Genomic DNA, 24647 nt, shown 5'->3' on the forward strand with positions numbered 1-24647 from the left:
TTAAGCTGTTGTTTTAATCGATGACTGTACTGACTGAATACGTTTGCTAATTAACCAGCCAAATGGTTTTGGTCTGTGCGTATTGTGCTAAGGCTTCTAAACCATTGTCACGACCGCCAAACCCTGATTGCTTATAGCCGCCAAATGGCGTGGTGATATCACCTTCTGAAAAGCCATTAATAGAGACCGTGCCTGCTTTAATGGACGATGCCACACGATAAGCGCGCTTGATGTTCTGTGTATAAAAAGAAGCGGCGAGTCCATAGTTGGTTTCATTGGCTAATTTGATGGCTTCTTCCTCCGTCTCAAAGCTTGTCACCGCAAGCAAGGGTCCAAAGACTTCTTCTTTAAACAAAGTCATATCGGCTGTAACATCATCAAAAATAGTCGGCTCGATATACCAGCCACTGCCCATGTCGTCATGAATGTTGCCACCTGCAACGATCGTTGCACCTTCCTCTTTAGCTGTCTTAAGATAATGACAAACCTTGTCAAAATGCGCTTTTTCAATCATAGGACCAATAGCCGTGTCGACATCGTAAGGTGAGCCGACTTTCCAACCTTTCAGACCGTTTTTTAGTTGCTCAAGTAACGCTTGTTTTTGACTGCTGTGGACTAATAAGCGTGAGCCGCAGCTACAGTTTTCACTCATATTCCAAAACGCGGCCGATAAGATATCGTTGATCGCAGCATCATCAAGTACGGCATCATCAAAGACGATTTGTGGGCTTTTACCGCCGCATTCTAAGACGATTTCTTTTAGATTGCTTTGCGCCGAATACTGTAAGAACAGACGTCCGACCTCAGTCGAGCCAGTGAAAGATACCATGTCAACATCCATATGTTGACCAAGCGCCGCGCCGACATTTTCACCAAGACCGCAGACCATTTGCAGCGCTTCTCTGGGCACGCCAGCTTCATAGGCAAGCTCAGTTAAACGGTAGGCAGATAAAGAGGTCAGCTCAGCAGGTTTAACAATAACGGAGTTGCCCATAATAAGAGCAGGGGCGACTTTCCATGCGTACATTTGGGCTGGGAAGTTCCAAGGTAATACCGCACCAACGACACCAATGGGCTCTTGTACGATAAGTCCTAAAGCTGCGTTACCTGTCGGTGCGACTTTGCCAAATACCTTATCAGCGGCCTCGGCATACCATTCAAAGGTCTCAATAGTCGCTGGCATGTCAGTGTTTAAGCATTCGGTAATTGGCTTACCTGCATCCACACAATCTAATGCTGCCAGCTCCTCGACGTGCTCATGCATGAGTGTACACCAGCGCTGCATAATAGCCTTGCGCTCAGCAGGAGCCAGACGACGCCATTCACCGTTTTCAAAAGCATCGCGAGCGACTTGCACGGCAGTATCGACATCATCGCTAGTACCTGACGCAATTTGACCGATAATACTATTATCAATGGGCGTGTAATTGTCTAAAGTAGCTTCTGATAGGCCATCCGCTGCTATTAAGTGACCCACCCATAATTGCTGCTGTTTTGCTGCTTCAAATACTTGTTGTTTGGTGGCTTGTTCTTTAGTGCTCATTTTTCTAATCCTTATCTGCTAAGTTTGATGCCATCGATTCGAGATTTGAATACGGCATCAAATTTAGCATTGGTTATCCTTAACATTGTTTTTACTAAGCTGAGCTGAGTGCTATTTAGACAGTAGGGCTAAAAACTCTGCTTTTTCATCTTCTGGCATGTCAGTTAGAGGCACGCGAACTGAACCAACATCCATGCTGCCGTTTAAACATCCCGCTTTGGCTTTTTGATTGTAGTTGCCAGATTCCATAGAATGGATAGCAGGATAGATCTCACTCATAATTTGCTTGGCTTTATCCCAGTCGCCTTGCTGGGTGGCGTTAAATAATGCGACTTGCTCTGCTGGGAAAACGTTCGCTGCGCCTGCGATCCAGCTTTTCGCACCCCAAAAGAAGAAATCAACCGGCTGATCATCACAGCCACAAACCACCTCAAAGTCATCAAAATTAGCTTGTAGCATGCGTAGCGCATGACTAAAGTCGCCGCTGCTTTCTTTTACACCGACGATGTTAGGATGCTTAGCTAGATGAGCAACAGTGTCAAATTCAATGGCAACGCCAACACGAGCAGGGAAGTTGTACATAATAATCGGCAGCTCACTAGCATCCGCGACTTTTTCGAAGTGAGCGATGATGCCATCTTGCTCGGGCAAACTATAAGGGGTGGCAGACAGCATCAGGCCGTCATAACCTAAGACTTTGGCTTGTGCGGCAAGCTCAATAGAGTGATCAGTCGATAAGCTGTTGATACCAGCAATCAGAGTGACTTTATTTTCAGCGCCTTTATTTTTTGCGGCTTCAGCGATAGTGGTCAATACCAGCTCACGCTCCGCTGCCGAAAACGTATAGTACTCACCTGTAGTACCGCAAGCAACGATACCAGCTACGCCTTTGTCGATAAAGGCTTCGACCAGTGTCGTTAATTTTTGCGCATCAACGTCGCCGTTATTGTCGAAAGGGGTGACGATTGGGACTAAAATTCCATTTATGTTCATGAGACTATCCTTATTGGGGTTGATATTGTTGGTGATTTAATGGGTAATGATTCAATGATGAATCGGTTGATTTTTACTTGGTTCATAACCGTTCGATAAGCACCTTATTTAAAGCGGGCCAGTTGATACGGTTTTGGATCGATCGTATGGTCTTCATCAAAATAGTATTCGGCAATCATTTGCGCACTAACGACAGCTTGCGTTAAGCCTAAATGCTGATGCCCAAAGCTTAAAAAGACGCGCTCGATTTTGTCGATGACTGGCAAGGAGTCTGCGGTCGATGGACGAAACCCCATCCATGACACGCTATCGCTAGCATCTAACGGCGCTTTTAACATAGGCTGCGCTTGTTGTAATAGCATATGTGCACGCTGCATATTGGCAGGCGCGTCAAGTCCTGCGTACTCCACCGTACCCGCCAAACGTAGGCCGTCTTGCATCGGAGTCATGACAAAGCGTCGATCCAAACTCGATACGGGGATCTGTAAGCGCGCGCCTTCATGAGGTAGCATTAAGTGATAACCACGTTCGGTATCTAAAGGGATGTTGACGCCCGTTAATTGCTTGGCCAAGGCTTTAGAGTGGGCGCCTGCTGATAGCATCACTTTGGACGCTGTCATGTCACCTTGACTGGTGGTCAAATGAATACCATCTGCATCATTGGTCGCTGCAAGGACGCTACAATGTTCAATGACATGACCGCCCAATTGCCTAAAGATATCGTGAAGTTGATTGATAACGGCTTTTAAATTGGTGATATGTCCTGTATTTGGGAAAAATAATGCTGCTAACTGGTTGTCTTGTAAGGCAGGCTCACGCTCTAATAAATCCTCTTTGCTCAGCAGCTCATTGCTCACATCAATGTCATTGAGACGCTTACCGTGTGCTGTTAGTAGCTCAAGACTACTAGGCTTTTCAACCGTTAATAATGAACCTTTCACCTGCACCCAATCGCCCAATTGCCACTGATCAGCAAAACCTTGCCATGCTTGCAGGCTGTTTTGATTTAAGCTTAACAACGCTTGATGAATCCGCTCAAATGGCTCAGGGCGCATATTCATGAGCAATTGCATTGCCCAAGGCATCAAACGCGGCAGATAGCGCCAGTCTATGCGCAGCGGTCCAGTCGGATTCAATAACATGGCGGGTACATGACGGAGCATGCTCGCATCAGCAATGGGGAATACTTGCTCGGTAGCGATATGACCGGCGTTACCTAATGATGCGCCTTGACCCACTTTATTGGCGTCCAGCAGTGCGACCTTTACGCCTCGCGCTTGCAATGTCACCGCAGCCGCTAGACCGATAATGCCGCCACCAATGATATGCAAGTCGACGTTTGAGGTAGTCATAATTTTTCTCGCTTACGTTCGTCGATTAAGCACTCTTGATAGTGTTTACGCGTTTATCAATAAATATGTCACTTAATAAGTTAAGCCACTTCATAAATCAGGTCATTTCATAAATCAGGTTATTTCATAAATAATGCTACGACCTCGTTAAGACGGGATGCCCCATTTAAAAGGATCGTCTTCTTGCACAATGAGTGTGGTCTCGGCACAAACATAAGCATGACCACGAATCGTTGGGATAATGGTCTGTGCAGGATAAGCCGTACCAGCTGCATTATTGAGCTTAGTACTAAGATCGGTATTCAACTCAGTATTAAGCTCAGTTGCATGCTGATAACTGCCAGTGAATACGCTGCCGACTATGCCTTGTTGCTGCCAAAGTTGTTCAGGTGCTAGACGGTTATCAGCCGCTAAGCAGGCAAGCTTGGCACTAGTACCGGTACCACAAGGAGAGCGATCGTAAGCTGAACCTGGGCATAAAACGAAGTTTTTACTATCGACTTGGTCATCATCGCTATCGGCAAACAACTCGATGTGGTCAATCTCGCCGCCGTTTTTGCCGGTGATATTAGCAGCGATTAGTGCTTGCTTAATTTGCATGGTTACTTGAGTCAATTTTTCGACATTATTTGCTTGAATGTCTTGTCCATGCTCACTGACTAAAAAGAACCAGTTGCCACCCCAAGCGATGTCGCCACGGATAAGCCCTAATTCAGGAACGTGAACGTCAACTTGCTTTTTATAACGGTAAGAAGGGACGTTTTGTACACTACAGCTGCCATCATCATGTAAGGTTGCTTTAACCAGACCGACAGGAGTCTCTAGCCAGTGCACGCCTGCCGATATCTTTCGTTGATAAGCCAATGAGACGATAACGCCAATCGTGCCGTGTCCGCACATGCCTAAATAACCAGCATTGTTAAAGAAAATAACGCTCGCTGTGGCTTTAGGATTGGTAGCAGGGAAGAGTAACGCACCGACAAGAACATCATTGCCGCGTGGCTCTAAGATGATACTTTGGCGCAGATGATCGAAGTTTTGTTTGAAGTATTGCAGCTTATCTTGAAGAGTGTCGCCGACGAGTTCAGGAAAGCCGTCATAGACCATACGAGTGGGCTCACCGCCCGTATGCGAGTCAATAATTTTAAAATTAAATAATATAGAAGACATGACCGACGCCCTAATTCATCCGTGAAAAAGTTATATTCCGCTTTTTATGCATGAGACCTAATGGTTTTAATTTAACAGCCAATAGTTGGTTGTTATTTGCTGAGGTCTATATATAGAGTGGACTTTTTTAGAGAGAGCGTCTTGCTGTTTTTTCATGGATAAATGCGTATTTCTGCATAGTGGCTCGGTGTACACTAGAGAAGTCTGTGCCTAAAAATTGGTAATAAAATAGTCAGTTCGAAATAAAGTCGATACGTTAATAGCCACGTGCTGCTGCGGTAAATTTTTCTTGCGTGCTGTTCGCCAGCGTGACATAGCCTGCGAGTTATGGATGTTTGGCTGAATGTAAAATTGATATGACAGGGATGAGATGCGATGACTGAGGTAATAACAGATATAATAGAAGATACCGCGCTTGCTATGCTTACCACATCATTGCAGCAGAGTATGACTGTCTATCGTCCCGATAGTCGTGAGGCTTTTATCGGTAATGTCTCATTATTACTGCCGCTGCTGAATACTTTGACCAATGTGGTGTTTTTTGTGAAAGATGAGCAGGCACGTTATCAGCTGGCAAACAAAACTTTGTTAAAACGCTGTCAGTTGAGTCAGCACGAAGATATCGTAGGGTTTACCACAGAAGAGGTGTTTTCGCATCGACAGAGTAGGGATTATATTTTGCAAGATATGAAGGTATTGAGAGAGGGGAAGTCTATCGTTGATAACTTAGAGCTGCACAGTTATGCATCCGGTCAGTTAGGATGGTGTATTACCGATAAACTGCCTATCTATAATAAGAGCCAACAAGTGGTCGCCATGGTTGGGATATCGGTCGATATTGATGAAGATAACGAGCGCGTTTTACGTAAACACGCGCGCTTGGCAGAAGTCGCTCAGTTTGTACGAGCGCATCTTGATCAAAAAATAAATATCGCACAATTGGCCGACTTGGCTAATTTGAGCGTGTCGCAGCTAGAGCGTACCTTTAAGGCCGTACTGAATATGTCGCCATTACAGTTTGTGCAAAAGCTGCGCTTGGAGTATGCGGTGAAGTTATTGGCTAGTCCTGAGGTGTCAGTGACTCAGATATCGTTGAACTGCGGCTACAGCGATCACAGTGCTTTTAGCCGTCAGTTCAAACAATTCACGGGTTTGTCACCCAGCCAATTTCGCCAAACGCATTTATCATAAAAAAATCAAATCAATACCCAACCACTGCCGCATCGACGATACGTGGATCAGAAGAACCGTAAACACCATTTGGAGTCAACATAATCGATTGCGTCGAACCCATGGCTGCTTTTGGACTGACCGTATGACCCATTGATTCAAGCTTTTTAACTGTATCAACATTCAGTGCCTTTTCCACTCGAATTTCATCAGGCAGCCATTGATCATGAATACGCGGTGCGTGAGTGGCCTCAGCGATATTCATATCATGATCGATGACATTGGATATGATTTGAGTAACGGTGGTGATGATGCGACTACCACCGGGGCTACCCGTGACGATATATGGTTTACTGTCTTTAAAGACCAGCGTCGGGCTCATCGAGGATAGCGGGCGTTTATTGGCTTCAACGGCATTTGCTTCACCGCCTAATAAGCCATAACCATTCGGCACACCGGGTTTGGCAGAGAAATCATCCATCTCATTGTTGAGTAAAATGCCCGTACCTTCAGCGACAAGGCCAGTTCCATAAGAGAAGTTGAGTGTATAAGTATTGGCTATCGCATTGCCGTCTTTATCCACGATAGAGAAATGCGTGGTCTGATCGCTCTCGTAAGGCAGAGGGTTGTTGGCTTTAATCGTCGAAGCTGGTGTGGCTTTGTCTGGATTGATTAAGGTGCGTAGTTTATCCGCATAAGCCTCTGAGGTTAAGCCGCTGGCAGGCACATCGATAAAGTCAGAATCACCTAAATACTCTGCGCGATCCGCATAAGCCAACTGCATGGCTTCGGCCATTAGGTGAATGGTTTGCGCGCTGTTTTGACCATAGTCTTTTAGCGGGTAGCCTTCTAAGATATTTAAAATCTGCACGATATGGATACCACCAGAAGACGGTGGCGGCATCGAGACAATCTCATAACCACGATAGTCGCCTTTAACTGGCTCGCGAGCGATGGCTTCATAACTAGCCAAATCCTGCAAACTCATGCTACCGCCAGCCTCATTGACCGCTTTGACCAACTTACTCGCGGTTTCCCCTTTATAAAATCCATCTGCGCCTTTTGCAGCAATTAATTTCAGCGAGCGAGCCAGTTCAGGCTGTTTTAAACGCTCACCGGGTTGATAGGCGCTGCCGTCAGGTTTAAAAAATATCTTTTTGGTGCTTGGCCATTTTTGTAAACGCTCGCTCAAGGCAGTGAGCGACTCGGACAAGCCAGCCGTGACTTCTATACCGTCCTCAGCCAGTGCAATCGCAGGTGCCATCACTTGCCCGCGACTCATGGTGCCGTGATCTTCTAACGCTTTAAGCAATCCTGCGACCGTCCCTGGCACACCGATGGCTAAACCATGATAACGAGACAAGTCGCTGACTGCATTACCATCTTCATCAAGATACATATCACGCGAGGCGCTACTCGGCGCTTTTTCACGGTAATCGAGTGCCACCGTTTTGCCTTGTTTGGCGTCATAAATCATCATAAAACCACCACCACCGATATTCCCAGCACGCGGCAAAGTCACTGCTAAGGCAAAGCCAACCGCGACCCCAGCATCAACCGCATTACCGCCGTCTTTTAAAATCTTGAGTCCAATATCAGAGGCGAGGGCTTCTTGGGTGGCGACCATACCGTTCTTTGCCCAAACCGGATGATGAATCGCATCTTCAGAATAAATGGCTTGATCGGCATTGGCGTTGTTCATCGTGGAAATGAGCGTATTGGTTTTGGCTCGTGTAACACGTTTGGTTTCAGACAACACAGTAGGATTATCAGCCATAATAGCGAGATTGATGGCGCTGGTATTAATAGATGTTGGGTTGATGGTAGTTGATTGATTGGTGGTTGGTTCAGCCGCATGAGCAGATAGCGATACTAAAAAGGTACTACTGATTAATAGAATAGCGGTTTTAATTTTTGCTCTGTTTTTAAAGTTATTTTGAGAAGCGTTAATTTCATCTTTTGATATTGAATGTTGCATTGTAAATTCCTTTTTGAGCAAGTGATGACACGTTTGGTCTGTAAAAATAAGACTGTAAAAATAAAGAGGCTTGAATGTTAAGGCGTGTCCTAATTGACATAATAATTGGCGCCACGTTTTTTAGATAAACAGTCTTATCAAAAATGCTGAAAATTTTTAAGAAATACGTTCTAATCTTACTAAATTGTAACTCATTGTGATATAAATAATAGTGCTAGAATTTATTCATTATTGTCTGTCTATTTATAAGAAGAAATTACTATGTCATCCAACCATACTCATAAACGCGACCAACAGCGTCACTCTGGCATGGCTCATCATCAGTCATCTGCCCATAACCATAACAATCATAACAAGCATTCATATCAGTCGCGCAAATTAACCTCTATTGCAGGCTGCGCATTACTGCTTGGCAGTACGTTTGGGTTGGTAGGTTGTCAATCAAGCCCGGCGGTATCATCGTCTACGGCATCAAAAAGTATGATTGATTTTAGTACCGTCGATAGCGCGCAGAGCCAAGCACAAGGACGCGCGTTTAATGCTAGCCGCACTGCCCAATCTGAGCGTTATCAACAATTATTTAACCAAGAAAAATATCCCAATACTGACAATCAAGCCAAATCACATTTACTGGCGGCTATTCGTCAGCATCTGGCAACAGAACACGTAGCAGTTGCGCAAGCCAATTATCAAGCCGCACCTTTCATTGATCCAGATAGCATCGATGCAGGCTCTAGTAGCTTGCTTAGAACGATTATAGAAACTTATGCCTATGAGCCTGACGGCGATTATGATGAAAGTGCTTATGATGAAAGTGCTTATGATGAAAGTGATCATGAGGACAGGCAAACTGAGGCTATGGCAGAGTTAGCAGCGGTAAGTATAGAGTCGAATAAATGCAATAAAAATGATGACGATGACGCTTATGAAGTTTGTGTTGTAGAGGATATTAATTATGATGAAGACGGTTACAGCGAATATGGCTACAATCGAGATGGTTACGACAGAGATGGCTATAATGAATATGGCAATGCAGAGGGCGGCATTCTCTCAGGGGTCTCGAACTTAAAGTCTAAAAATCTGTTAAAAAACTATGAAGCCATACAAATGGCAAAACAACAATCAGAGGCTGTAGAAGGTAGCCAATCATCAATGCCATCTACGGGCGTCATTGGTCAAATGCTGAGTATGTTCCATCGCACGCCGGAACAGATAGCTGCGTCAAATGCCTATCAATATCAAAATTTAACGTTTAATAGTGTCAGTCAGTACAAACCCAAACAACGACAACTACAGAGCGTTTATAGTTATGATTATGTGACTCCGACAATTAGCTCATCTGTACAGATACCGCTAGCGTTCGATTTTAATAACAGCAGCATCACGGTAGACCCATCGGCAATTATGCCTATCGTGGCGCTTGTCAATCCTGAAAACACCCCTTTACCTAACCAAATGACCTCACATACCGTCAGTTTTGGTTTGCCTGAGAGTATTACCGCGCAGCTACCGCCAGCAGTGCTTTATGATGCCGCCATCGCTGCCATACAGAGCAGCATGGCAGAGCTTGGGCCCGAGCACTTTAGCGCGGTAGATATTCGCAACGATGCCTTTGCCAAAGAAGTCGGGGCGAGCCGTGCGGTAAAAGTCTATTTTGGCAGTAAGCAAAGCGGTGAGATGATCGGCAAGACTTTAAAATACATGACAAAGTCGCTACAGGATTATGTCGATGCCAATCCACAGAAATATCCTGATGGCGCTATGCTAAAAACCGCGCTGGCGAAAGTGCAGCTATACAATAAAGGCTATCAAAGTGCGGATGTAGGTTCGCTGTTGCAGCTAATCGAAGCCATTGGTCCGATATCTTTCAATCAGATAAATTACTATTATTTAGACAGCTCAGATCGCCTGCTTGCCAAGCAGCAGCGGATAAATATCGGCGGCGATTTGATGGGCTCTACGACCAGCGTGCTAAACCAAATACGCTATGATAAAAGCAGCTTTAATAAACATGCACTAACGCCTTTATTGACCGAGTCTTTTGGTACAAATGCTAAAGCGGCTATCGATGGCAATGCATGGATGGCAGAGCAACGCCAACAAAAAGACAGGCTGAAAACGGCACGTTATGCTCGCTATGATTATAGTGGTCGCAGTGGTGATTACGATAACTACAATGATGACTACGATGATGATTATGGTAGCGATTATGCGGATGGTGATAGCAGCTATGAGGCAGCAGAATATGACAGTGTTGATCGTCAAGATGATAATGATATAGAAGACGATGTCACAGATGATGCTGACAACAGGGTAGACGATCAATAACGCTATCTTGTCATGTTCAAGCCAATATTTATTAAGGATAAAAAATGAGAACAGTACATCAAATCATTGCAAATCATCTTCCGTCAGCGAGCGCTGCGTCAGTTTTTAATGGCAATCATTTATTTGTTGGTGCATTGGTCACAGGGGCGCTATTGTTAACGGGTTGCCAATCTACCAGTCTTGACCAATCTAACGCGATGACTGCCAAGCAAACGCCAGTGGCAGCCAAGACAGCATTGGCAACGGCGTTACAAAAAAAGCGCCGCCAGTCTTTTAGTTACCATAGCAATCTGGAGATTAGTAATGAGCAGCAGTTTAATAATATAAATACTGAAATAAATGCCAAAGCGCCAGTCGCCTCAGGCTATATCGATGAATACTGCGAAGACACACACGATCAAGCATATACCGCCTTACTTACTCAAGCAGCAGCGCAAAATAAAGATATTTTGGTGGCAGATTATGACGCTGAGCGAACGACGCTGAAAGACCGCTACCTTGAGTGTACAGATGCCTATGAGGCATGGGTAGATAGCAATTATGATAGTGAGATCACTGTGCCAGTGTCTTACCAACAGTTATTTGACAATTATGATGACCGAACGACAGCGCAAGATGTCAAAAAGGCAAAGCTGCTAGATGCTTATGTGCTAAAGCCATTGTCTCTCAATGCACAAGGCGTCTATCAACCAATGGCTGGCAAGGCGACGATGTTGGCGAGCGTTCAGTATCACGCGCGCAATCATCAAAGCAGCGTTAATCAGCCTATTTATTTAGATTTGAAAAACGGTAATATTTATCTGTGGGCAGATAATTTTGCGATGTTTAATTCAGAAATGTTAGACGATAAGCTCGGTACAAAATGGCGCAATAAATGGCTAAAGTTAGCCATTGATGATGGCACCTTACCCAAAGGCTTTGGCAGTGAGTTGATAAAAAGTCACTTTGCAGCGTTAGATGCCACAGTTGATGCCGCACCTATTAGCCAGTTTGATTATGTCACCCCTAATACGCTAGCTTCGCTCTCTCCCAAGTTACCCGCGCATCAGCTACCAGCAATGCTGGCAAGTAACCAAGTTATTCGCCGTGTACAAAATACTGAGAGTTATGAGCAGTTTTATCAAGATTATATGCGCATCGTTTACGAGCGGATTAGCCAGCGATATCCAGAGCTAATCAAAGAAAGCGCGGCTTACGAGGTAGGCACCGCAGATGCTGATAAATTTACCAGTAAAGCGTTAATGCAGCAGATGCTAGCAATGATAAAGAGTGGCATGGATAGTGGCAGTGAGACAGTAGAGGAAACAATGGCAGAGGCAAAGGAAAAGACGGCAGAAAGTGCAATGCTAGTGAAAGCAGAGACGCAGCAGTTGTATGGATTTGATAAGCGTGGTCAGCTCAAATGGCAGCATCTGCGTAGTGAGCTTCCGAGCGAGACTGCTTCCAATAAAAACATGGTCATAGATGTTTTGCAGCAGTATTCTGCTATAAGCGCTACAGACATGGCATTTCCGAATTTACGAAGCGATGTACAAGTGCCCAATGCCAGTAATAGTATTGATATGCGCGAGTATGGTAGCGAGTTGATGCAGTATTATCGTGATGGCAATGGTACTGCGATAGGAAAGATGATGTTTAATGTCATGCCAATGGCTAAAGAGAAGTTCGGGACGATTGAATAAAAATGGATTAATCGTAGGTAAGTTTAGTTAGTCGTTATTGAAATTGAAAACTAAAAAGCGCACCGTTTATACGATGCGCTTTTTTATGTGTTCATAATCAGTCTTATAGGACATTCAGCATGAATGCAAAATAGCCTATTAATGACGAATTACATGCCTTGATGTGGTTTGCCATGCATTTTACCGTGCTCTGAGCCTTTATGACCTTTCGCCATTTTTTCAGCCTTCAATGTAGCAAGTTTGGCGCGTTGCTCAGCAGTCAATACCTGAGAGATAGCGTGTTGAGTCTGTACGCGCTCAATGAAGCGTTGCTTGGTTTTAGCCGCTTGCTGATCAGCTAAGCGGTTGACTGCTGCTGTATTTAGAGTGTTAGCATTGGTCAATGCTTGCATTTGTTGATGCATCTGCGCCCGTTCTGCTTTGTTTTTTGTGCGGTCAGCTTTACGGTCACCGTGTTGTGCTTGCATGATGGCTTTGATTTGCGCTTGTTGCGTTGCTGTTAGATCTAGTTGCGACATTGGACCTCTCATACCGTCTTTTTTCATACTACCTTTTTTCATGCCATCTTTATGCTGCATTTTGCTGGTCATTGTTGTGGTATCAGTAGTTGCATTAACACTGGTACAAGCCGTTACGGTGAAAATACTAGACATTGCTAATACTGAGCCCATTAATAATTTTTTCATCATCATTACCTTAATTTATGGTGCATACATTATTGGTTGCGAAAAAGTCAGTTTTTATCTGATCAGCTTATGAATGTTAAGTGTCCCGGATAGCCACTATCCATCACAGCTTGTTATCAGTATTTGTCGCTGATAGACGCTATATTACGACAGTTAAAGGTTACGAACATTTATGAAGTATTAAGAAAGGTAACGTTTATAGCGAATCGATAAGCAATTGACTGATAATATGGCTAATAAAGCGATCCAACGCTCAAGGAGAAAGATGTGCCACACATACTACTAGGCGATGATGACGAAGAATTGACCCAGTTATTACAAGAATACTTGCACAATCATGGGGTGACATGCGACTGCGTTCACGATGGCGAGGCTGTCATACAAAAACTCAAAACCGCGAGCAATAATGTGCTCAATGGCGCTGCTGCTTATGACTTGCTGGTGCTAGATATTATGATGCCAAAAATCGATGGATTGAGTGTCTTGCGTCAATTGCCCAATATCAGTGATATCCCTGTCATTATGCTGACGGCAAAAGGGGAGGAAATTGATCGTATTATTGGTCTGGAGCTTGGTGCTGATGATTATATTACCAAACCCTGCAATCCTAGAGAACTGCTGGCACGTATCAATGCCGTCATCAAGCGCACCAATGCGGCGGCATCAGAGCATACGCCGTTACCAGAGAGTCGTTTGCATTTGGATCAAAACCAGCGGCTTTGTCAGATAGATGGCATAGAGCTACAAGTTACTGGCACAGAATTTGATTTGTTGGTTGCGCTACTGAAACAAAAAGGCGAGGTGGTAAGCAAAGCATGGCTGTCAGAGCATGTCTTACAACGTGAATTACAGCCGTTCGATCGCAGCCTTGATGTGCATGTCTCGCGACTGCGCAAAAAACTCCAACCTTTTCACGAAGAGCCGATCAAGGCAGTTCGTGGTAAAGGTTATCAGCTGGTGTTGTAATGACGGACTTATCGATGAAGCCTCCAACATTTAAGATACGTATGACCCTGTTTTGGCGTCTGTTTTTAAGCTTATTAGTGACGATTCTGATAACCTCTATTTTATCCATTATGGTGGAGCGTTGGCTGGTCGAAAAAGCGCTAACCGCTCGTATGGATGTGCAAATTGATAGTTTATTGATTAAGCGCCAAGAAATGATTGAGGCGTTACAAGTGGGTGATTTAACCACTGTCAGGGAGATGTACCGTCAAGATCGGCGGCTTATGAATCAGATCAGAGTCTATGATGAGCAAGGTGCCATTATATTTCCACGTTATCGTGATAGAGATGGGCGTAGGCAAAAACCTATGAATAGCGATCGACAGGTCATGGGGTATTCATCAATGCTACCAATACAGTCAATGCCTAATGCGGATAATAAAAAACCTGATAATAAAATGTCTGGTAATCACGATGATAGAGTATCAAATAATGAACCGTCACTTTTAAATCATATCCTGTCACCGATGACCCCGAATCGCGCGAAGATGGCTGATCCTGATAGTCGTCCTGAACTGGCGGACATGACGGTCGTCTTACCAGATGAGCAGGCTGTGATCATACAATTGCGTCCGCATCTGCGCTTTTCAGACGTCGTAGCGCTGCAACGTGGCAATTTTCCCATACGTTTACTGTTGATTATTATCTTTAGCGTCTTGGTTTGTGTTTGGCTGAGTCGTACATTGACCCAGCGTATTCGCCGTGTGCAAAACACCGTACATCGTATGATTGACGGCGACTATCAAGCCCATCCAAATCTATCAAAAATGGGCGATGATGAATTGGGTTTGCTGGCTAAAGATGTGGCCAAACTCTCAACGCGGCTGGCTGAGAGTGAGCTGGCACGCAAGCAGATGCTCAGTGATATCTCGCACGAGCTACGATCGCCATTGGCGCGTCTTGACGTTGCGACTGAGTTGACTCGCGACTTTGCACCGAATGCCAGTCGTTACCTCGACCGTATCGATAAAGAGTCGGCGCGGATGAATGAGTTGATTGAGCAAATCATTCATATTCAGTCTCTACAAATGCAGCAATATACGATCGATAATATAGAAAACGAAGCGGTTGATCTCTCTGATATTATCAGTGAAATTGGTCAAGACGTTTGCTTTGAGTTTCAGCATAAAAACGTGCGCTGGCAATGGCAGCCGAGTCATACACGCGTGATAGATTCTTTATCAACGGCTTACTCAGCCACTCCTTGGACTGTGCTTGGTAACCAAGAGCAGCTACATAGCGCGCTTGAAAATGTCATTCGTAATGCTTTTATGCATACTGCCTCTGATTCAATAGTGATTGCTGATATTAAAGAAGTGGAGATGGAGGATAAGAAACCCGCGATTCAAATCAGCATAATGGACGAGGGCGGCGGCGTCGCGGATAAAGATGTAGAGCGTATTTTTCAGCCCTTTGTACGGCTGGATTCGGCTCGTCATCGTGAAACAGGTGGCTATGGTTTGGGATTGGCAATTGTCCATGCGGTTGTGATGGCGCATAAGGGTCAGATTCATGTCTACAATCGCCAAGATGGCTTACAAGGGCTGGTGGTACAGATAATTTTGCCTATTAAATAAATACCCTTTAAACACAAGGAGCTGACATAAATAAGCGTTACGTCAAATTGCCTTTATGAAGATAACTCGTTGTCAATTCATTAAAGCATAGTGGTTTGCCGTGCCTTGACTGAATGTTTGATATGCTTTGGTTATTTATTGAATAAATCGATATACAGGTTTGTTTTTAATGAGTATTCTAATCATCATGATACTACCAAATCCATTCACTCGTCCTCTCAATGCTTGGGTCACCATTTTTGTGGTTGCCTTGCACGGTGCCACGGTATGGGCAATGATGTCTATCGATACCCCGAAACCTCCCGAAATAAAAAATAAACCAGAGACCATTCAACTAGAGCTAATCACATTAGCGTCACCTCCTACCAATAGGCCAAGTACAGAACATCAATCCAAACCTGTCTCAGAAAAACAACCCGTCTCTGAGACTCAACCAATCAAACCATTAGAAAAAGTGGTAGCATCTGCTCAGACGTCATCAGCTGCAACATTAAAAGCTGAAACAAAAGAAGCGCCAATACCTTCAACAGCAAACACTGACGTGGCTAAAAAATCACCCAATTTAGAAAGCAATCCTGAAAATTCTCTCGAAACCCCCTCATCAGCGTCACCATTGACGACAGTAGAATCAAGAAAAATAGCGAATGTATCAGACGACACAGAGCAAGATCTATCGGCGATGATTCGAGCTGTGACAGCGCAGTTCAACCGTGATCAAGCCAGACAGAAACGTGAACTAGGAAAACAAATCAACCGAAAGCTCGCCGAACAAGAGCAATGGCGCATACAAGCAGCCAACGAAGCAATTGCCAACATGCTGAAGTTAGCCGCTGCCCAAGCCGAAAAGCAAGTCACTGATCAGGCCGCTATAGATGAGAAGGCTGATAAAAATGATAAGGTTAATAAAAGTGACGAGACTGCCACGTTTTTGGCAGATTATGGCAGCTGGCTCGATAAGCACGAACCGACGACTAGCTTACCATTGCTAATATGGCGTAGCATTGATACTGAGCTCGGTGATGTATTTATCGTCATGCTAGAGTTGCATGTCAATAAAGAAGGCTATATTACTGAGGTGCAACTGCTTGAACCCTCAGGCAGTCCAATAATCGATGCAATGGCAACCACGCAAGTCAGGACAGGGCAACTCAATCCACTGCAAAAAGATGGCAAGACAGTTGATGCGATTGTGCCGATGTCATTGGTATATGAGAGACCGACATTTAATAATTAACATAGAATTTGTAAGGTCTTTCACCGATGATAATGATAGCAGCTGTTTTTAAATGAACAATACGGTCTATCATCAGATCAATATAAAAAAACGGCAAGCGTAACATCCAGCTGGTATAAATTTCCTTGCTTGCTGTGTGCTTGGCACTTCAGAGCCTTAGAAAAACTCATCCCAGCAGCATGGTATTTTTTAAAGTGAATCTACTATAATTACGTCAAGATAATTACATTAAGATAGTCACGTCAAGTCACGTCAAGATAGTTACGTTAAGGAAGATGTATGGATCTTATGGATTATTGGCAATACACAGATATTATTACCAAGGCTTTATTTTTTGCACTTTTTGCGTTATCGGTTGCCTCTTGGGTCACAGGGATTTTGCGGCTGTATTATAGTCGCCAACTGGCCAAAACTGTCGCGGCTGATTTAGCGCAGCAATTACAAAAACAAGTACCGCCTAGTTTGCAAGCCAGTGCAGAGGAGCGCAGATTGATGACCGAGCAGACTTTATTGCAACTGATTGGTCGCTATCGACATCGGAGTGAGCAAGGATTGCCGCTACTAGGTACGACTGCCGCTATTGCGCCCTTTATTGGATTATTTGGCACGGTATGGGGTATATTTCATGCGCTACGCAGTATCGGTATGAGCGGGCAGGCAGGGCTTGCGCAAGTGGCAGGTCCAGTAGGTGAGGCGCTCATCATGACGGGGCTTGGTCTTGCCGTTGCGATTCCTGCTGTGATTTTTTATAACATTATTGCGCGTATGAATCGTCGAACGTTATTCTTAGCCAATGATATTGCTCACGGTCTCTTAGGTGCATCGATGCGTCCAGCGGTGACGACAGATAAAACGAATACAAATGTTTAGATCCTTGCAATTTATTGGCTATAAAAAAGGAGACACGCATGGCGTTTCATCTAGGAGATGATGACACTCAAGGTTTGAGCGAGATGAACCTGATACCGCTCATCGATATCATGCTGGTGCTGATGATTATCTTTTTAGTGACGGCGACAGTGATGAACCCAACTGTGCCATTGGATCTGCCCAAGACCAGTGCTACGATTAATGATTTGCCTGATGACATATTACAAATCAGTATCAATCAAGACAATGAGCTGTTTTGGGATGAAGAGTCGCTGTCATTGCCGCAACTACAGACACGGTTTGCGCAAGCAGCAAGTGATGGGCTAGATCCTAGTATTCATCTGCGCGCAGACAAAGACACTCGCTACGATATGGTAGCGCAAGTTTTGGCTGCTGCGAGCAATGCAGGTCTTACTAAAGTTGCTTTCGTCAATGAGTAAGCTTTTGGAATATCACCGTAAAAAATACGCCCTACCATCAAGAAGATGCTAGGGCGTATCATCAATCAGCACATTAATACATTTAGCCATTTCAAACTTCACAATCTAAATGATGACACGCCCTAGGGTTTATTTTTTGAATCAGCTTAAAAGGAAGAAAACGGCAATCATCTAAAATGCCCGTTCAAAAAACCACCACAGTGCCACTAAAATACTAATCAGCGAACCGATATAAAATATAATCCATTTATAAAATTGTGTGTGACGTAATAGTAGCGCTATGGGAAATACCAAAGCGATAAATACTAACTGTCCCATCTCAATGCCTACGTTGAAACTCAACAACGCTAATACACGTGCACTGGTAGCAAGTGGCAAATCTACCAATACATTGGCAAAACCAAAACCGTGAATCAGTCCAAAAACAAAGGCCAGATAGACCGCTCGTACCCGTAGTAATGGCACGACATTATTGAGCGCGGCAAAGGCAATAGACAGTGCAATCAAAGATTCGATAAAGCGTGGCGGTATGCTAACGATTTGCAGTGCCGCTAAGCTGAGTGTAATGGAGTGAGCGAGTGTGAACGAAGTCGCAATCCAAAACACTTCAAGCAGCGCCGCTTTTGGTTTAGTGACAGCAATCAATTGTTTCTGTTTGCGCACGTACACCGCAGGAATGAGCAGTACAAATAAGAATAACAGATGATCCCAACCAATCAGCAAGTGGTGTATACCGCTTTTGAGAAAATTAGTCGCGGTAGACATCCAGCCAGTATTTGCCTGCGACCCTAATGGGCTTTGGCCTACTGCCAGCACTTGTAGGGCGGTGTCATCATTAGCCTGAGTCAGAATCAATCGGTGGTTGGCATCAATACCTGCCAATATCTGGTAGTCAAGATTATCGATGGGCTGAGTACAGCTTAAGGCAAAATTGCTATATAAATAATTAAACCCGCCACGTGTATTAATGGCTAATGGCGCAAATTTTGTAATTTGACACGCTTGTGCGCTACTTTCTAGTTTTATTTTGGATTGAATCAGTTGCTCTATCAGCGATGTCTGTAACTTTACTTCTGCCCAACTGACTTGACTGTCTTTGTTTGGGTCTATATCAATCAGCAACGCTAAGTCGCGCAGTGAAAGCTCATATTCTGCATCATATTTACTCTCTGCCGTACTCTCAGAGTCGCTTAGATTGAGGTTTAAGTAGGCGGTACTAGACTCATGCGCTTGTGCCACTGAACACGTCAGCGCCAGTAACAGCAGCGTCAGGTAACGATAAGTATGACTTCCAATAAGTCTGCGAAGCGCATTCATAAAAGCTTCTCCTTATTCATACCTTGCGTGTTTACGGTTTGCGTGCTTTTGGCTTGAGTGTTGGACGTTTGCATAGTGGCAACTTGGCAATTTAGACAATCACTGATTTTACCTGAGCGTAGCGCTTGCTCTAGTGCAGGATATTCGAATTGCGTGTCTGTCATAAATTGGCGTATTAGCTTAATGTCTGCTTGGCTGCCAGCTTTGATAGCTGCGCTCGCATAGAGCACGATATCAGCCGTTTCACGCTGCTGTTGCCAATTATCTTGAGCCAATTTTAGTGCTGAGTCCACTTGATTGGCTAGCAAAGCATAAGTCGCTTGTTCGCGCATATGAGCATTTTCTTTACGTATCTGCCACACCTCAATGCGTTCTTTCATCAATGCTAAGTTTTTCTGTGCTTGAGGGTCGCCTAATTCCATTTGAGCAGTGATAAGGCGTAGTAGCAAGGCGTCTTTATCCGTATGCGCTTGGAGCATATCGCGCACCTTTTCATACTCGCCGATACTCAATAGCCAGTCAGCGCGAGCCATCAGCGCCGGTACGGTTTGATCGTCCATCACACTAAAAATCTGATTGGTAAGTGAAGTATCTTGGCTACGTAATGCGGCATCTGCTTGCATCAAGTATATCCAGCGAGCAGTTGATGCATCTAACCCAGGTGCGATCGCCGCCAGCCCACTGAGTGTTTGTTTTGCCTGTTCAAGCTGCCCAGTCATGCTCTGTATCTGAGCCTGACAAGCCAACTCATAAACACGCAATTCAGGATCATCAAGTTTGTTGCAGTAGCTCAAAGCGTCTTTAAACTGACCTTGGACGACCAGTAACGAAGAAAGAGTCAATAAAGCATCTGGATGAGTCTCTTCTTGTTCTAATATCTGCGTTAATAACGCTTTTGCTTGAGCAAATTTATGATCTGACTGCAATGCTCGTGCTCGTAGCATTAGCGTATCTATACTCTGGTCTGTGCTCTGATCTAACTGCGCGCGTGCCTGACCCAATGCTCGAGGATCGCCTTGTAGATAGGCACGCTCTAACAATTGACTGGTTTGTGCTGGGTTATTTGTGTGTGTGTCAGTTCGAAAGTCAGCAGCGTTTAGATAGCGCGGCGCTGGGGAATCTGTAGGCAGGGTCGCTAGAATTTGTTGATCGTCTTTTGGTATAAAGGGGGCAGCGTGAAGCAGTTGGCTGCTGAGAGGTAATAACAGTAATAATCCGATAGGGAATTTAATCCAATGCATAAAATATCTCGGCTCAAAACATAAAGAAACACCCAATCAGTAAACTGATTAGGTGCTTGGATAACTTCAGGTCAAACTACAGCGAGGCATTGGCGCCTGATACTGCGACAGGTTCTGCCAAATTGGCTTCAGGCAGCATCACCCGATCAATATCTTGAGGCTCATCAGTGTCGACATTATTACTAGCATCAATCACAGCAGAGGTATTATCAACGGCTAACTTCGCTTTCGCTTGGTCTGCCGCAACAGCATTATCAACCTGATTTGACGAGTCAAAGTCATTGTTGTCATTATCATTGAAACAACCAGAAAGTGCAGCTGATCCAGTGATCAATACGGCTAACATTATATAGCGCATAGTATTTCTCCTTGGGTTAGATTCAGCTTATCGGCTACCTGGGGTTGGGGTGGTTAGATAAGGGAATACTGAGTCAAATTCGGTCGCAGGTTTTAGCGCACCATCAGTGAATAGACCTTTACCGGCTTTAGCATCCTCAGGCACACAAGTGACGTCTGCAGGCAATCCAGCATGACATAAAGCACCCATAGACACTCTCAACGCAATGTCAGTGACATCATCACCAGGACGTCTACCGTTTGGAAAACCTGCCACATCTTTAGCATTAGCACTTGGGCGACCATCGTTCTGACCTGGAATAATACTAATCACACCCAAATCGTTTTGATTGGCAGCTGCAACAGCAGGCGTGCTAGTGTTAAGTCGTAACATATCTGCCGGCACTTGTTTTGGATTAGCAGGTTTGTTGATCGTAGGAACACCCGTTAAAAAGGCAGTGATTAAATCTTGACGAGGGAAGTTCGTTGGCGCTACTGCACCCGCATCTCCATACAAAGTTTCAATCAATGCTGGAAGCGTGGGGTACTGGACGTAGGGAGCAAATTTCGCTAAATCGTCTTTTGGCTCTGACGCATTGAATTTATCTTTATCTTTAAGTCCAATAACCACTTCATTGACCAATGGCATACCTAGTCGTGACACCTGAGTCCATGCACCGCCTTTTTTGGCTGTTGTACTGATGCCTGAAGCAGGATTGCCATTTACCAAGGTTGCTTGACGCACGCTAGCCGTTGTCCAAGCACCGATGACAGGATCGTTACCAGTCGCGTTGACTAAGCAAGCTTTAGGGACTTCCATGGCGATAGAGGTAATGTTTTTATCTGCCAGAATGTTAGTACCACCATTACGTGCACCTAATGGGTTTAGGTTGATTAAATCAAACACTCTACCCAAGTCAATTGCAAAGCTCTCAGCACGTTGACCAACGAATACTTTACCAGTACCACAGCTACCCAAGTTTAACGGCTTAATAAAGCTGCGTGCATAGGTAGGGTAGTCAGCAAACGATTTGGTACCGATATAGTCAAATGGTTTTTTGAAATTGCCCAAATCAGTGCGTGAGCCACTACGGCGATCGCCTTTGACCATAGTGACGTCATAGCTCTCACTGGTTTGTACGTTAGCAGCAACCGAAGCATCACCAGCGTTGGACAAAGGAATGGCGACCTTTTCTGTCGATGGGTTGCCATCTGAGTCGATTTCGATACTGTTTAAGTTTTGGGTAAAGTCGAACTGGAAGGTAATATCTTCGACCGCATCGCCGTTGTTATCGATATGGATTTCATACAAGGCATCGTCGTCTAATGCGAAGTAATTAGGTCCACCGTAAGCGTCTTGTAGCGGTAGATAGTTAGCAATAATCGTGACGTAATCGGCTCGATTATTTTCATAACTATTGAACATATAAAAGTCAGTGGCATCGACTTTAGGGGTTTTGGTAATTGAAGGGGCTTCACGGTGACTAGAGGCGACGGCGCTTGCGCTAACGCATAGAGTCATGGCGGCTATTAGAGCCTTTGTGGTGTGTTTCATACGGATCCTTGTAGAAAAACTTAAGTGATAGAGGCTGTGAAAATTTTATAGCATATGAACTTTGATGAATTCAATTAAATTCTAAAGTTTGATTAATTAAATTAAATAGTGTCCTTACCAAGTTCATTTAAACTATACACTGAATTAGCTCAAATTATTAGAACTTTTATCGGTTTTATCATACCAGTCGTCGGTTTTTTACAAAAAACTGCTTTGAAAACAATATCAAAGCAGTTGTACTAAAGTCAGTAACTATCGCCTATAATCAGTTCAAAATCAAGAGGGTGTATTAAAATAAGAGGAGTAATCAGTAAAAAGTAATATCGATACATCACGCACTGCTGATATCAATTTTTCTTGCTTACTGTGCCTGCGCAGACAGAGGCTTCGAAAATCAATCCCAGCAATGCTATGTTCTTTTTAAGCTGTGTTCTTTTTACATTGAATCGACTATAGAACCTATTTTGCAACGTGCTTATCCTTTCAATAACGGGTTCGTGATTTATTGAGGCTTAGGGGCATCGGGTTGCATCATAGGGTCAGCATCTGCAAAGGCTTTTAGCGTGCGGCAGTGGGCATCAATAGCGACGACGTTGGGATAAGCGCTGAGGTCTACTTTAAAACGGCGAGCGGAAGAAACTTGAGGAATCAAATAACAATCTGCAAAAGTAGGACTGTCACCATAGCAGAATTGTCCGCGATTTTTATCCGCCGCCAAACGTGTCTCTAAAGCGGCAAATCCTTCACTGATCCAGCGATTGCACCATGCAATCACATTTTCCTCATCTACTGATAACTCATTACGTAAATATTGTAAGATACGGCGATTGTTAAGCGGATGAATGTCGCAACCAATCATGGCGCTCAACGCGCGCACATGCATACGTCCAGCAGCATCTTTAGGCAATAATGGCTGCTCAGGGTAGACGTCTTCTAACCATTCCAAGATAGCTGGACTTTGGTATAATAGTAAGTCATTAACTTGTAGGACTGGCACCAATCCTTGCGGGTTAATCGCTTTAAAGGCAGTCTCTAACTGCTCATCTTGTGCCAAATTGATTGCGATATCGTCGTAATCTAAACCTTTTAGGTTCATAGCGATACGAGTACGGTAAGAAGTGCTACTGCGAAAGTAGCCATAAAGTGTCATCATTATTAATTCCTTTTATTATGATATGTTGTGAATGTTCAACACGCCTTAAAACAAGCGTGATGATGTTAAATCTTCATTCCAGCTTTAAATTGACATTTAACTAAGTAAATTATTCATTGAGCAAATCATGCCAGCAGCCAAAACCCTTTTAGATAGTTCTGTCACCAGTAAAAACCAAAGTGGCGTCCAGTCGCTTGAGATTGGGCTATCGATTCTAGATGTGCTGATCGATCGCAATGAGCCTATGATGCTAAAGGATATCGCTGAAGCCATGCAAATGCATCCGGCGAAGTGTCATCGCTATTTAGTCAGCCTCATTCGTAAAGACTATGCTCGTAAGCTCGATGATGGTCGCTATGGTCTTGGCGATAGAGTCAATGCATTGGCATCATTAGGACATACTGGAGTCAACCAAAACAATCTTTTGGCGCGTCTCACGCAGGTTGCTAATGAGATTAAAGACGCCTTAAATTGCGGGGTACAAATCGCCAAATGGTTTAGTGAAGGCCCTATTATCATTCAGTCGGTTGAGCCAGACAGTCCAATCAGTATCATTACTCGCATCGGTTCACGTATGCCACTGACGACATCGGCGACAGGGCAGTTATTTGCCAGTTATCAACCTGATGCCGTCATTCAGCCATTGGTCACAGCTGAATGGCAGACAGACAATGAAGCAATAATTACAGAAAAATGGCAGAATTTCAGTCACTTGCAAGCCAAAATTCGTACTCAAGGCTATGCAACAGTGACGGGCGATATGCTCATGGGCATTAATGCCATTACGATTCCTGTTATCTTACCGCAGCTTGCCAGTAGTGCTGCTAAACCATCTACGAGTAGTGACAAAGTTGCTAGTGAAGGTTTACCGTTAGAGTATGCCATTACTATTATTGGCACCACAGAGCAATTACCGATGAGTGAGCAACATAACGTGGTTGAGCAAATACTGGCGATAGCACAGCGTTATCAAATAGCGTAGCCAGTATGTGATTCTATAAGCTAGCTGACTATCGC

General features: G+C 44.3%; 20 protein-coding genes. 9 read left to right on the forward strand and 11 right to left on the reverse strand.

Translation table 11 applies throughout. The annotated features are described in order from the left end of the window. Positions 1-46: 46 nt before the first annotated feature. The 4 genes from IE130_RS09570 to IE130_RS09585 form a co-directional block, all read right to left on the reverse strand. Entirely contained in the window at positions 47-1543 is a 1497-nt protein-coding gene (locus tag IE130_RS09570; protein WP_189585086.1) for an aldehyde dehydrogenase, read from the reverse strand. A 111-nt stretch (positions 1544-1654) separates the two neighbouring features. Further along, positions 1655-2536 (reverse strand): 4-hydroxy-tetrahydrodipicolinate synthase, encoded by an 882-nt coding sequence (dapA, locus tag IE130_RS09575; RefSeq protein WP_189585089.1) that lies wholly within the window; start codon positions 2534-2536, stop codon positions 1655-1657. Between the two features lie 104 nt (positions 2537-2640). After that, positions 2641-3888 (reverse strand): NAD(P)/FAD-dependent oxidoreductase, encoded by a 1248-nt coding sequence (locus IE130_RS09580; protein ID WP_189585091.1) that lies wholly within the window; start codon positions 3886-3888, stop codon positions 2641-2643. Positions 3889-4035: 147 nt separating this feature from the next. Beyond that, on the reverse strand, positions 4036-5058 hold the full coding sequence (locus IE130_RS09585) for a proline racemase family protein (protein WP_189585094.1): 1023 nt from the start codon (positions 5056-5058) through the stop codon (positions 4036-4038). 375 nt (positions 5059-5433) lie between these two features. Between IE130_RS09585 and IE130_RS09590 the strand changes: the two genes are divergently transcribed. Continuing rightward, positions 5434-6249, forward strand: coding sequence for a helix-turn-helix domain-containing protein (locus IE130_RS09590; RefSeq protein ID WP_227676184.1), 816 nt, complete (start codon positions 5434-5436; stop codon positions 6247-6249). A gap of 10 nt (positions 6250-6259) precedes the next feature. On the opposite strand, the gene ggt is transcribed toward IE130_RS09590, so the two are convergent. Then, positions 6260-8206 (reverse strand): gamma-glutamyltransferase, encoded by a 1947-nt coding sequence (gene ggt, locus IE130_RS09595; protein ID WP_227676185.1) that lies wholly within the window; start codon positions 8204-8206, stop codon positions 6260-6262. A 261-nt stretch (positions 8207-8467) separates the two neighbouring features. On the opposite strand from ggt, the gene IE130_RS09600 reads away from it, so the two are divergent. Together IE130_RS09600 and IE130_RS09605 are read left to right on the forward strand one after the other, a co-directional pair. Then, positions 8468-10534 carry a hypothetical protein gene (locus tag IE130_RS09600; protein ID WP_189585098.1) on the forward strand — a complete coding sequence of 689 codons (2067 nt, stop codon included), beginning with the start codon at positions 8468-8470 and terminating at the stop codon, positions 10532-10534. Positions 10535-10578: 44 nt separating this feature from the next. Further along, on the forward strand, positions 10579-12216 hold the full coding sequence (locus IE130_RS09605; RefSeq protein WP_189585101.1) for a hypothetical protein: 1638 nt from the start codon (positions 10579-10581) through the stop codon (positions 12214-12216). Between the two features lie 149 nt (positions 12217-12365). On the opposite strand, the gene IE130_RS09610 is transcribed toward IE130_RS09605, so the two are convergent. Beyond that, the gene (locus IE130_RS09610; protein WP_189585104.1) at positions 12366-12902 is read right to left on the reverse strand and encodes a Spy/CpxP family protein refolding chaperone; all 537 of its coding nucleotides are present in this window, start codon (positions 12900-12902) and stop codon (positions 12366-12368) included. 267 nt (positions 12903-13169) lie between these two features. Here IE130_RS09610 and IE130_RS09615 point away from each other — a divergent pair, with 267 nt between their 5' ends. The 5 genes from IE130_RS09615 to IE130_RS09635 all read left to right on the forward strand — a co-directional run bounded on the left by IE130_RS09615 (position 13170) and on the right by IE130_RS09635 (position 18028). Next, entirely contained in the window at positions 13170-13868 is a 699-nt protein-coding gene (locus IE130_RS09615; protein ID WP_189585106.1) for a response regulator transcription factor, read from the forward strand. Positions 13869-13882: 14 nt separating this feature from the next. Further along, positions 13883-15484: a sensor histidine kinase gene (locus IE130_RS09620; protein ID WP_189585109.1), complete on the forward strand. Its 1602-nt coding sequence runs from the start codon at positions 13883-13885 to the stop codon at positions 15482-15484. A 169-nt stretch (positions 15485-15653) separates the two neighbouring features. Next, complete coding sequence (locus IE130_RS09625) at positions 15654-16718, forward strand: energy transducer TonB (protein ID WP_189585112.1); 1065 nt, start codon at positions 15654-15656, stop codon at positions 16716-16718. 279 nt (positions 16719-16997) lie between these two features. After that, positions 16998-17588 carry a MotA/TolQ/ExbB proton channel family protein gene (locus IE130_RS09630; protein WP_189585115.1) on the forward strand — a complete coding sequence of 197 codons (591 nt, stop codon included), beginning with the start codon at positions 16998-17000 and terminating at the stop codon, positions 17586-17588. A gap of 38 nt (positions 17589-17626) precedes the next feature. After that, positions 17627-18028, forward strand: coding sequence for an ExbD/TolR family protein (locus IE130_RS09635; protein ID WP_189585118.1), 402 nt, complete (start codon positions 17627-17629; stop codon positions 18026-18028). Positions 18029-18199: 171 nt separating this feature from the next. Here the strand turns inward: IE130_RS09635 and IE130_RS09640 are convergent, their stop codons facing one another. The 5 genes from IE130_RS09640 to maiA form a co-directional block, all read right to left on the reverse strand. Continuing rightward, entirely contained in the window at positions 18200-19345 is a 1146-nt protein-coding gene (locus tag IE130_RS09640; protein WP_189585121.1) for a HupE/UreJ family protein, read from the reverse strand. Continuing rightward, positions 19342-20586 (reverse strand): tetratricopeptide repeat protein, encoded by a 1245-nt coding sequence (locus tag IE130_RS09645; protein WP_189585124.1) that lies wholly within the window; start codon positions 20584-20586, stop codon positions 19342-19344. The genes IE130_RS09640 and IE130_RS09645 overlap by 4 nt, the downstream gene beginning before the upstream one ends. 76 nt (positions 20587-20662) lie before the next feature. Then, complete coding sequence (locus IE130_RS09650; RefSeq protein WP_189585127.1) at positions 20663-20944, reverse strand: hypothetical protein; 282 nt, start codon at positions 20942-20944, stop codon at positions 20663-20665. A 27-nt stretch (positions 20945-20971) separates the two neighbouring features. Continuing rightward, positions 20972-22477 (reverse strand): DUF4331 domain-containing protein, encoded by a 1506-nt coding sequence (locus tag IE130_RS09655; protein WP_189585131.1) that lies wholly within the window; start codon positions 22475-22477, stop codon positions 20972-20974. A gap of 502 nt (positions 22478-22979) precedes the next feature. Beyond that, a complete protein-coding gene (maiA, locus tag IE130_RS09660) occupies positions 22980-23627 on the reverse strand; it encodes a maleylacetoacetate isomerase (RefSeq protein WP_201574482.1) in 648 nt (215 codons plus the stop codon). 130 nt (positions 23628-23757) lie between these two features. Here maiA and IE130_RS09665 point away from each other — a divergent pair, with 130 nt between their 5' ends. Further along, positions 23758-24612: an IclR family transcriptional regulator gene (locus IE130_RS09665; RefSeq protein WP_189585137.1), complete on the forward strand. Its 855-nt coding sequence runs from the start codon at positions 23758-23760 to the stop codon at positions 24610-24612. Positions 24613-24647: the final 35 nt, after the last annotated feature.

Source organism: Psychrobacter glaciei (assembly GCF_014652895.1).
GTDB lineage: Bacteria > Pseudomonadota > Gammaproteobacteria > Pseudomonadales > Moraxellaceae > Psychrobacter > Psychrobacter glaciei.

Bases quoted from the DNA above. Each gene is read 5' to 3' on its own strand.
- IE130_RS09640 (WP_189585121.1), bottom strand. From the start codon at position 19,345: ATGAATGCGCTTCGCAGACTTATTGGAAGTCATACTTATCGTTACCTG.
- IE130_RS09585 (WP_189585094.1), bottom strand. From the start codon at position 5,058: ATGTCTTCTATATTATTTAATTTTAAAATTATTGACTCGCATACGGGC.
- IE130_RS09655 (WP_189585131.1), bottom strand. From the start codon at position 22,477: ATGAAACACACCACAAAGGCTCTAATAGCCGCCATGACTCTATGCGTT.
- IE130_RS09645 (WP_189585124.1), bottom strand. From the start codon at position 20,586: ATGCATTGGATTAAATTCCCTATCGGATTATTACTGTTATTACCTCTC.
- dapA (WP_189585089.1), bottom strand. From the start codon at position 2,536: ATGAACATAAATGGAATTTTAGTCCCAATCGTCACCCCTTTCGACAAT.
- IE130_RS09650 (WP_189585127.1), bottom strand. From the start codon at position 20,944: ATGCGCTATATAATGTTAGCCGTATTGATCACTGGATCAGCTGCACTT.
- IE130_RS09620 (WP_189585109.1), top strand. From the start codon at position 13,883: ATGAAGCCTCCAACATTTAAGATACGTATGACCCTGTTTTGGCGTCTG.
- IE130_RS09570 (WP_189585086.1), bottom strand. From the start codon at position 1,543: ATGAGCACTAAAGAACAAGCCACCAAACAACAAGTATTTGAAGCAGCA.
- IE130_RS09630 (WP_189585115.1), top strand. From the start codon at position 16,998: ATGGATCTTATGGATTATTGGCAATACACAGATATTATTACCAAGGCT.
- IE130_RS09610 (WP_189585104.1), bottom strand. From the start codon at position 12,902: ATGAAAAAATTATTAATGGGCTCAGTATTAGCAATGTCTAGTATTTTC.
- IE130_RS09600 (WP_189585098.1), top strand. From the start codon at position 8,468: ATGTCATCCAACCATACTCATAAACGCGACCAACAGCGTCACTCTGGC.
- IE130_RS09590 (WP_227676184.1), top strand. From the start codon at position 5,434: ATGACTGAGGTAATAACAGATATAATAGAAGATACCGCGCTTGCTATG.
- IE130_RS09635 (WP_189585118.1), top strand. From the start codon at position 17,627: ATGGCGTTTCATCTAGGAGATGATGACACTCAAGGTTTGAGCGAGATG.
- maiA (WP_201574482.1), bottom strand. From the start codon at position 23,627: ATGACACTTTATGGCTACTTTCGCAGTAGCACTTCTTACCGTACTCGT.
- IE130_RS09665 (WP_189585137.1), top strand. From the start codon at position 23,758: ATGCCAGCAGCCAAAACCCTTTTAGATAGTTCTGTCACCAGTAAAAAC.
- IE130_RS09580 (WP_189585091.1), bottom strand. From the start codon at position 3,888: ATGACTACCTCAAACGTCGACTTGCATATCATTGGTGGCGGCATTATC.
- ggt (WP_227676185.1), bottom strand. From the start codon at position 8,206: ATGCAACATTCAATATCAAAAGATGAAATTAACGCTTCTCAAAATAAC.
- IE130_RS09625 (WP_189585112.1), top strand. From the start codon at position 15,654: ATGAGTATTCTAATCATCATGATACTACCAAATCCATTCACTCGTCCT.
- IE130_RS09605 (WP_189585101.1), top strand. From the start codon at position 10,579: ATGAGAACAGTACATCAAATCATTGCAAATCATCTTCCGTCAGCGAGC.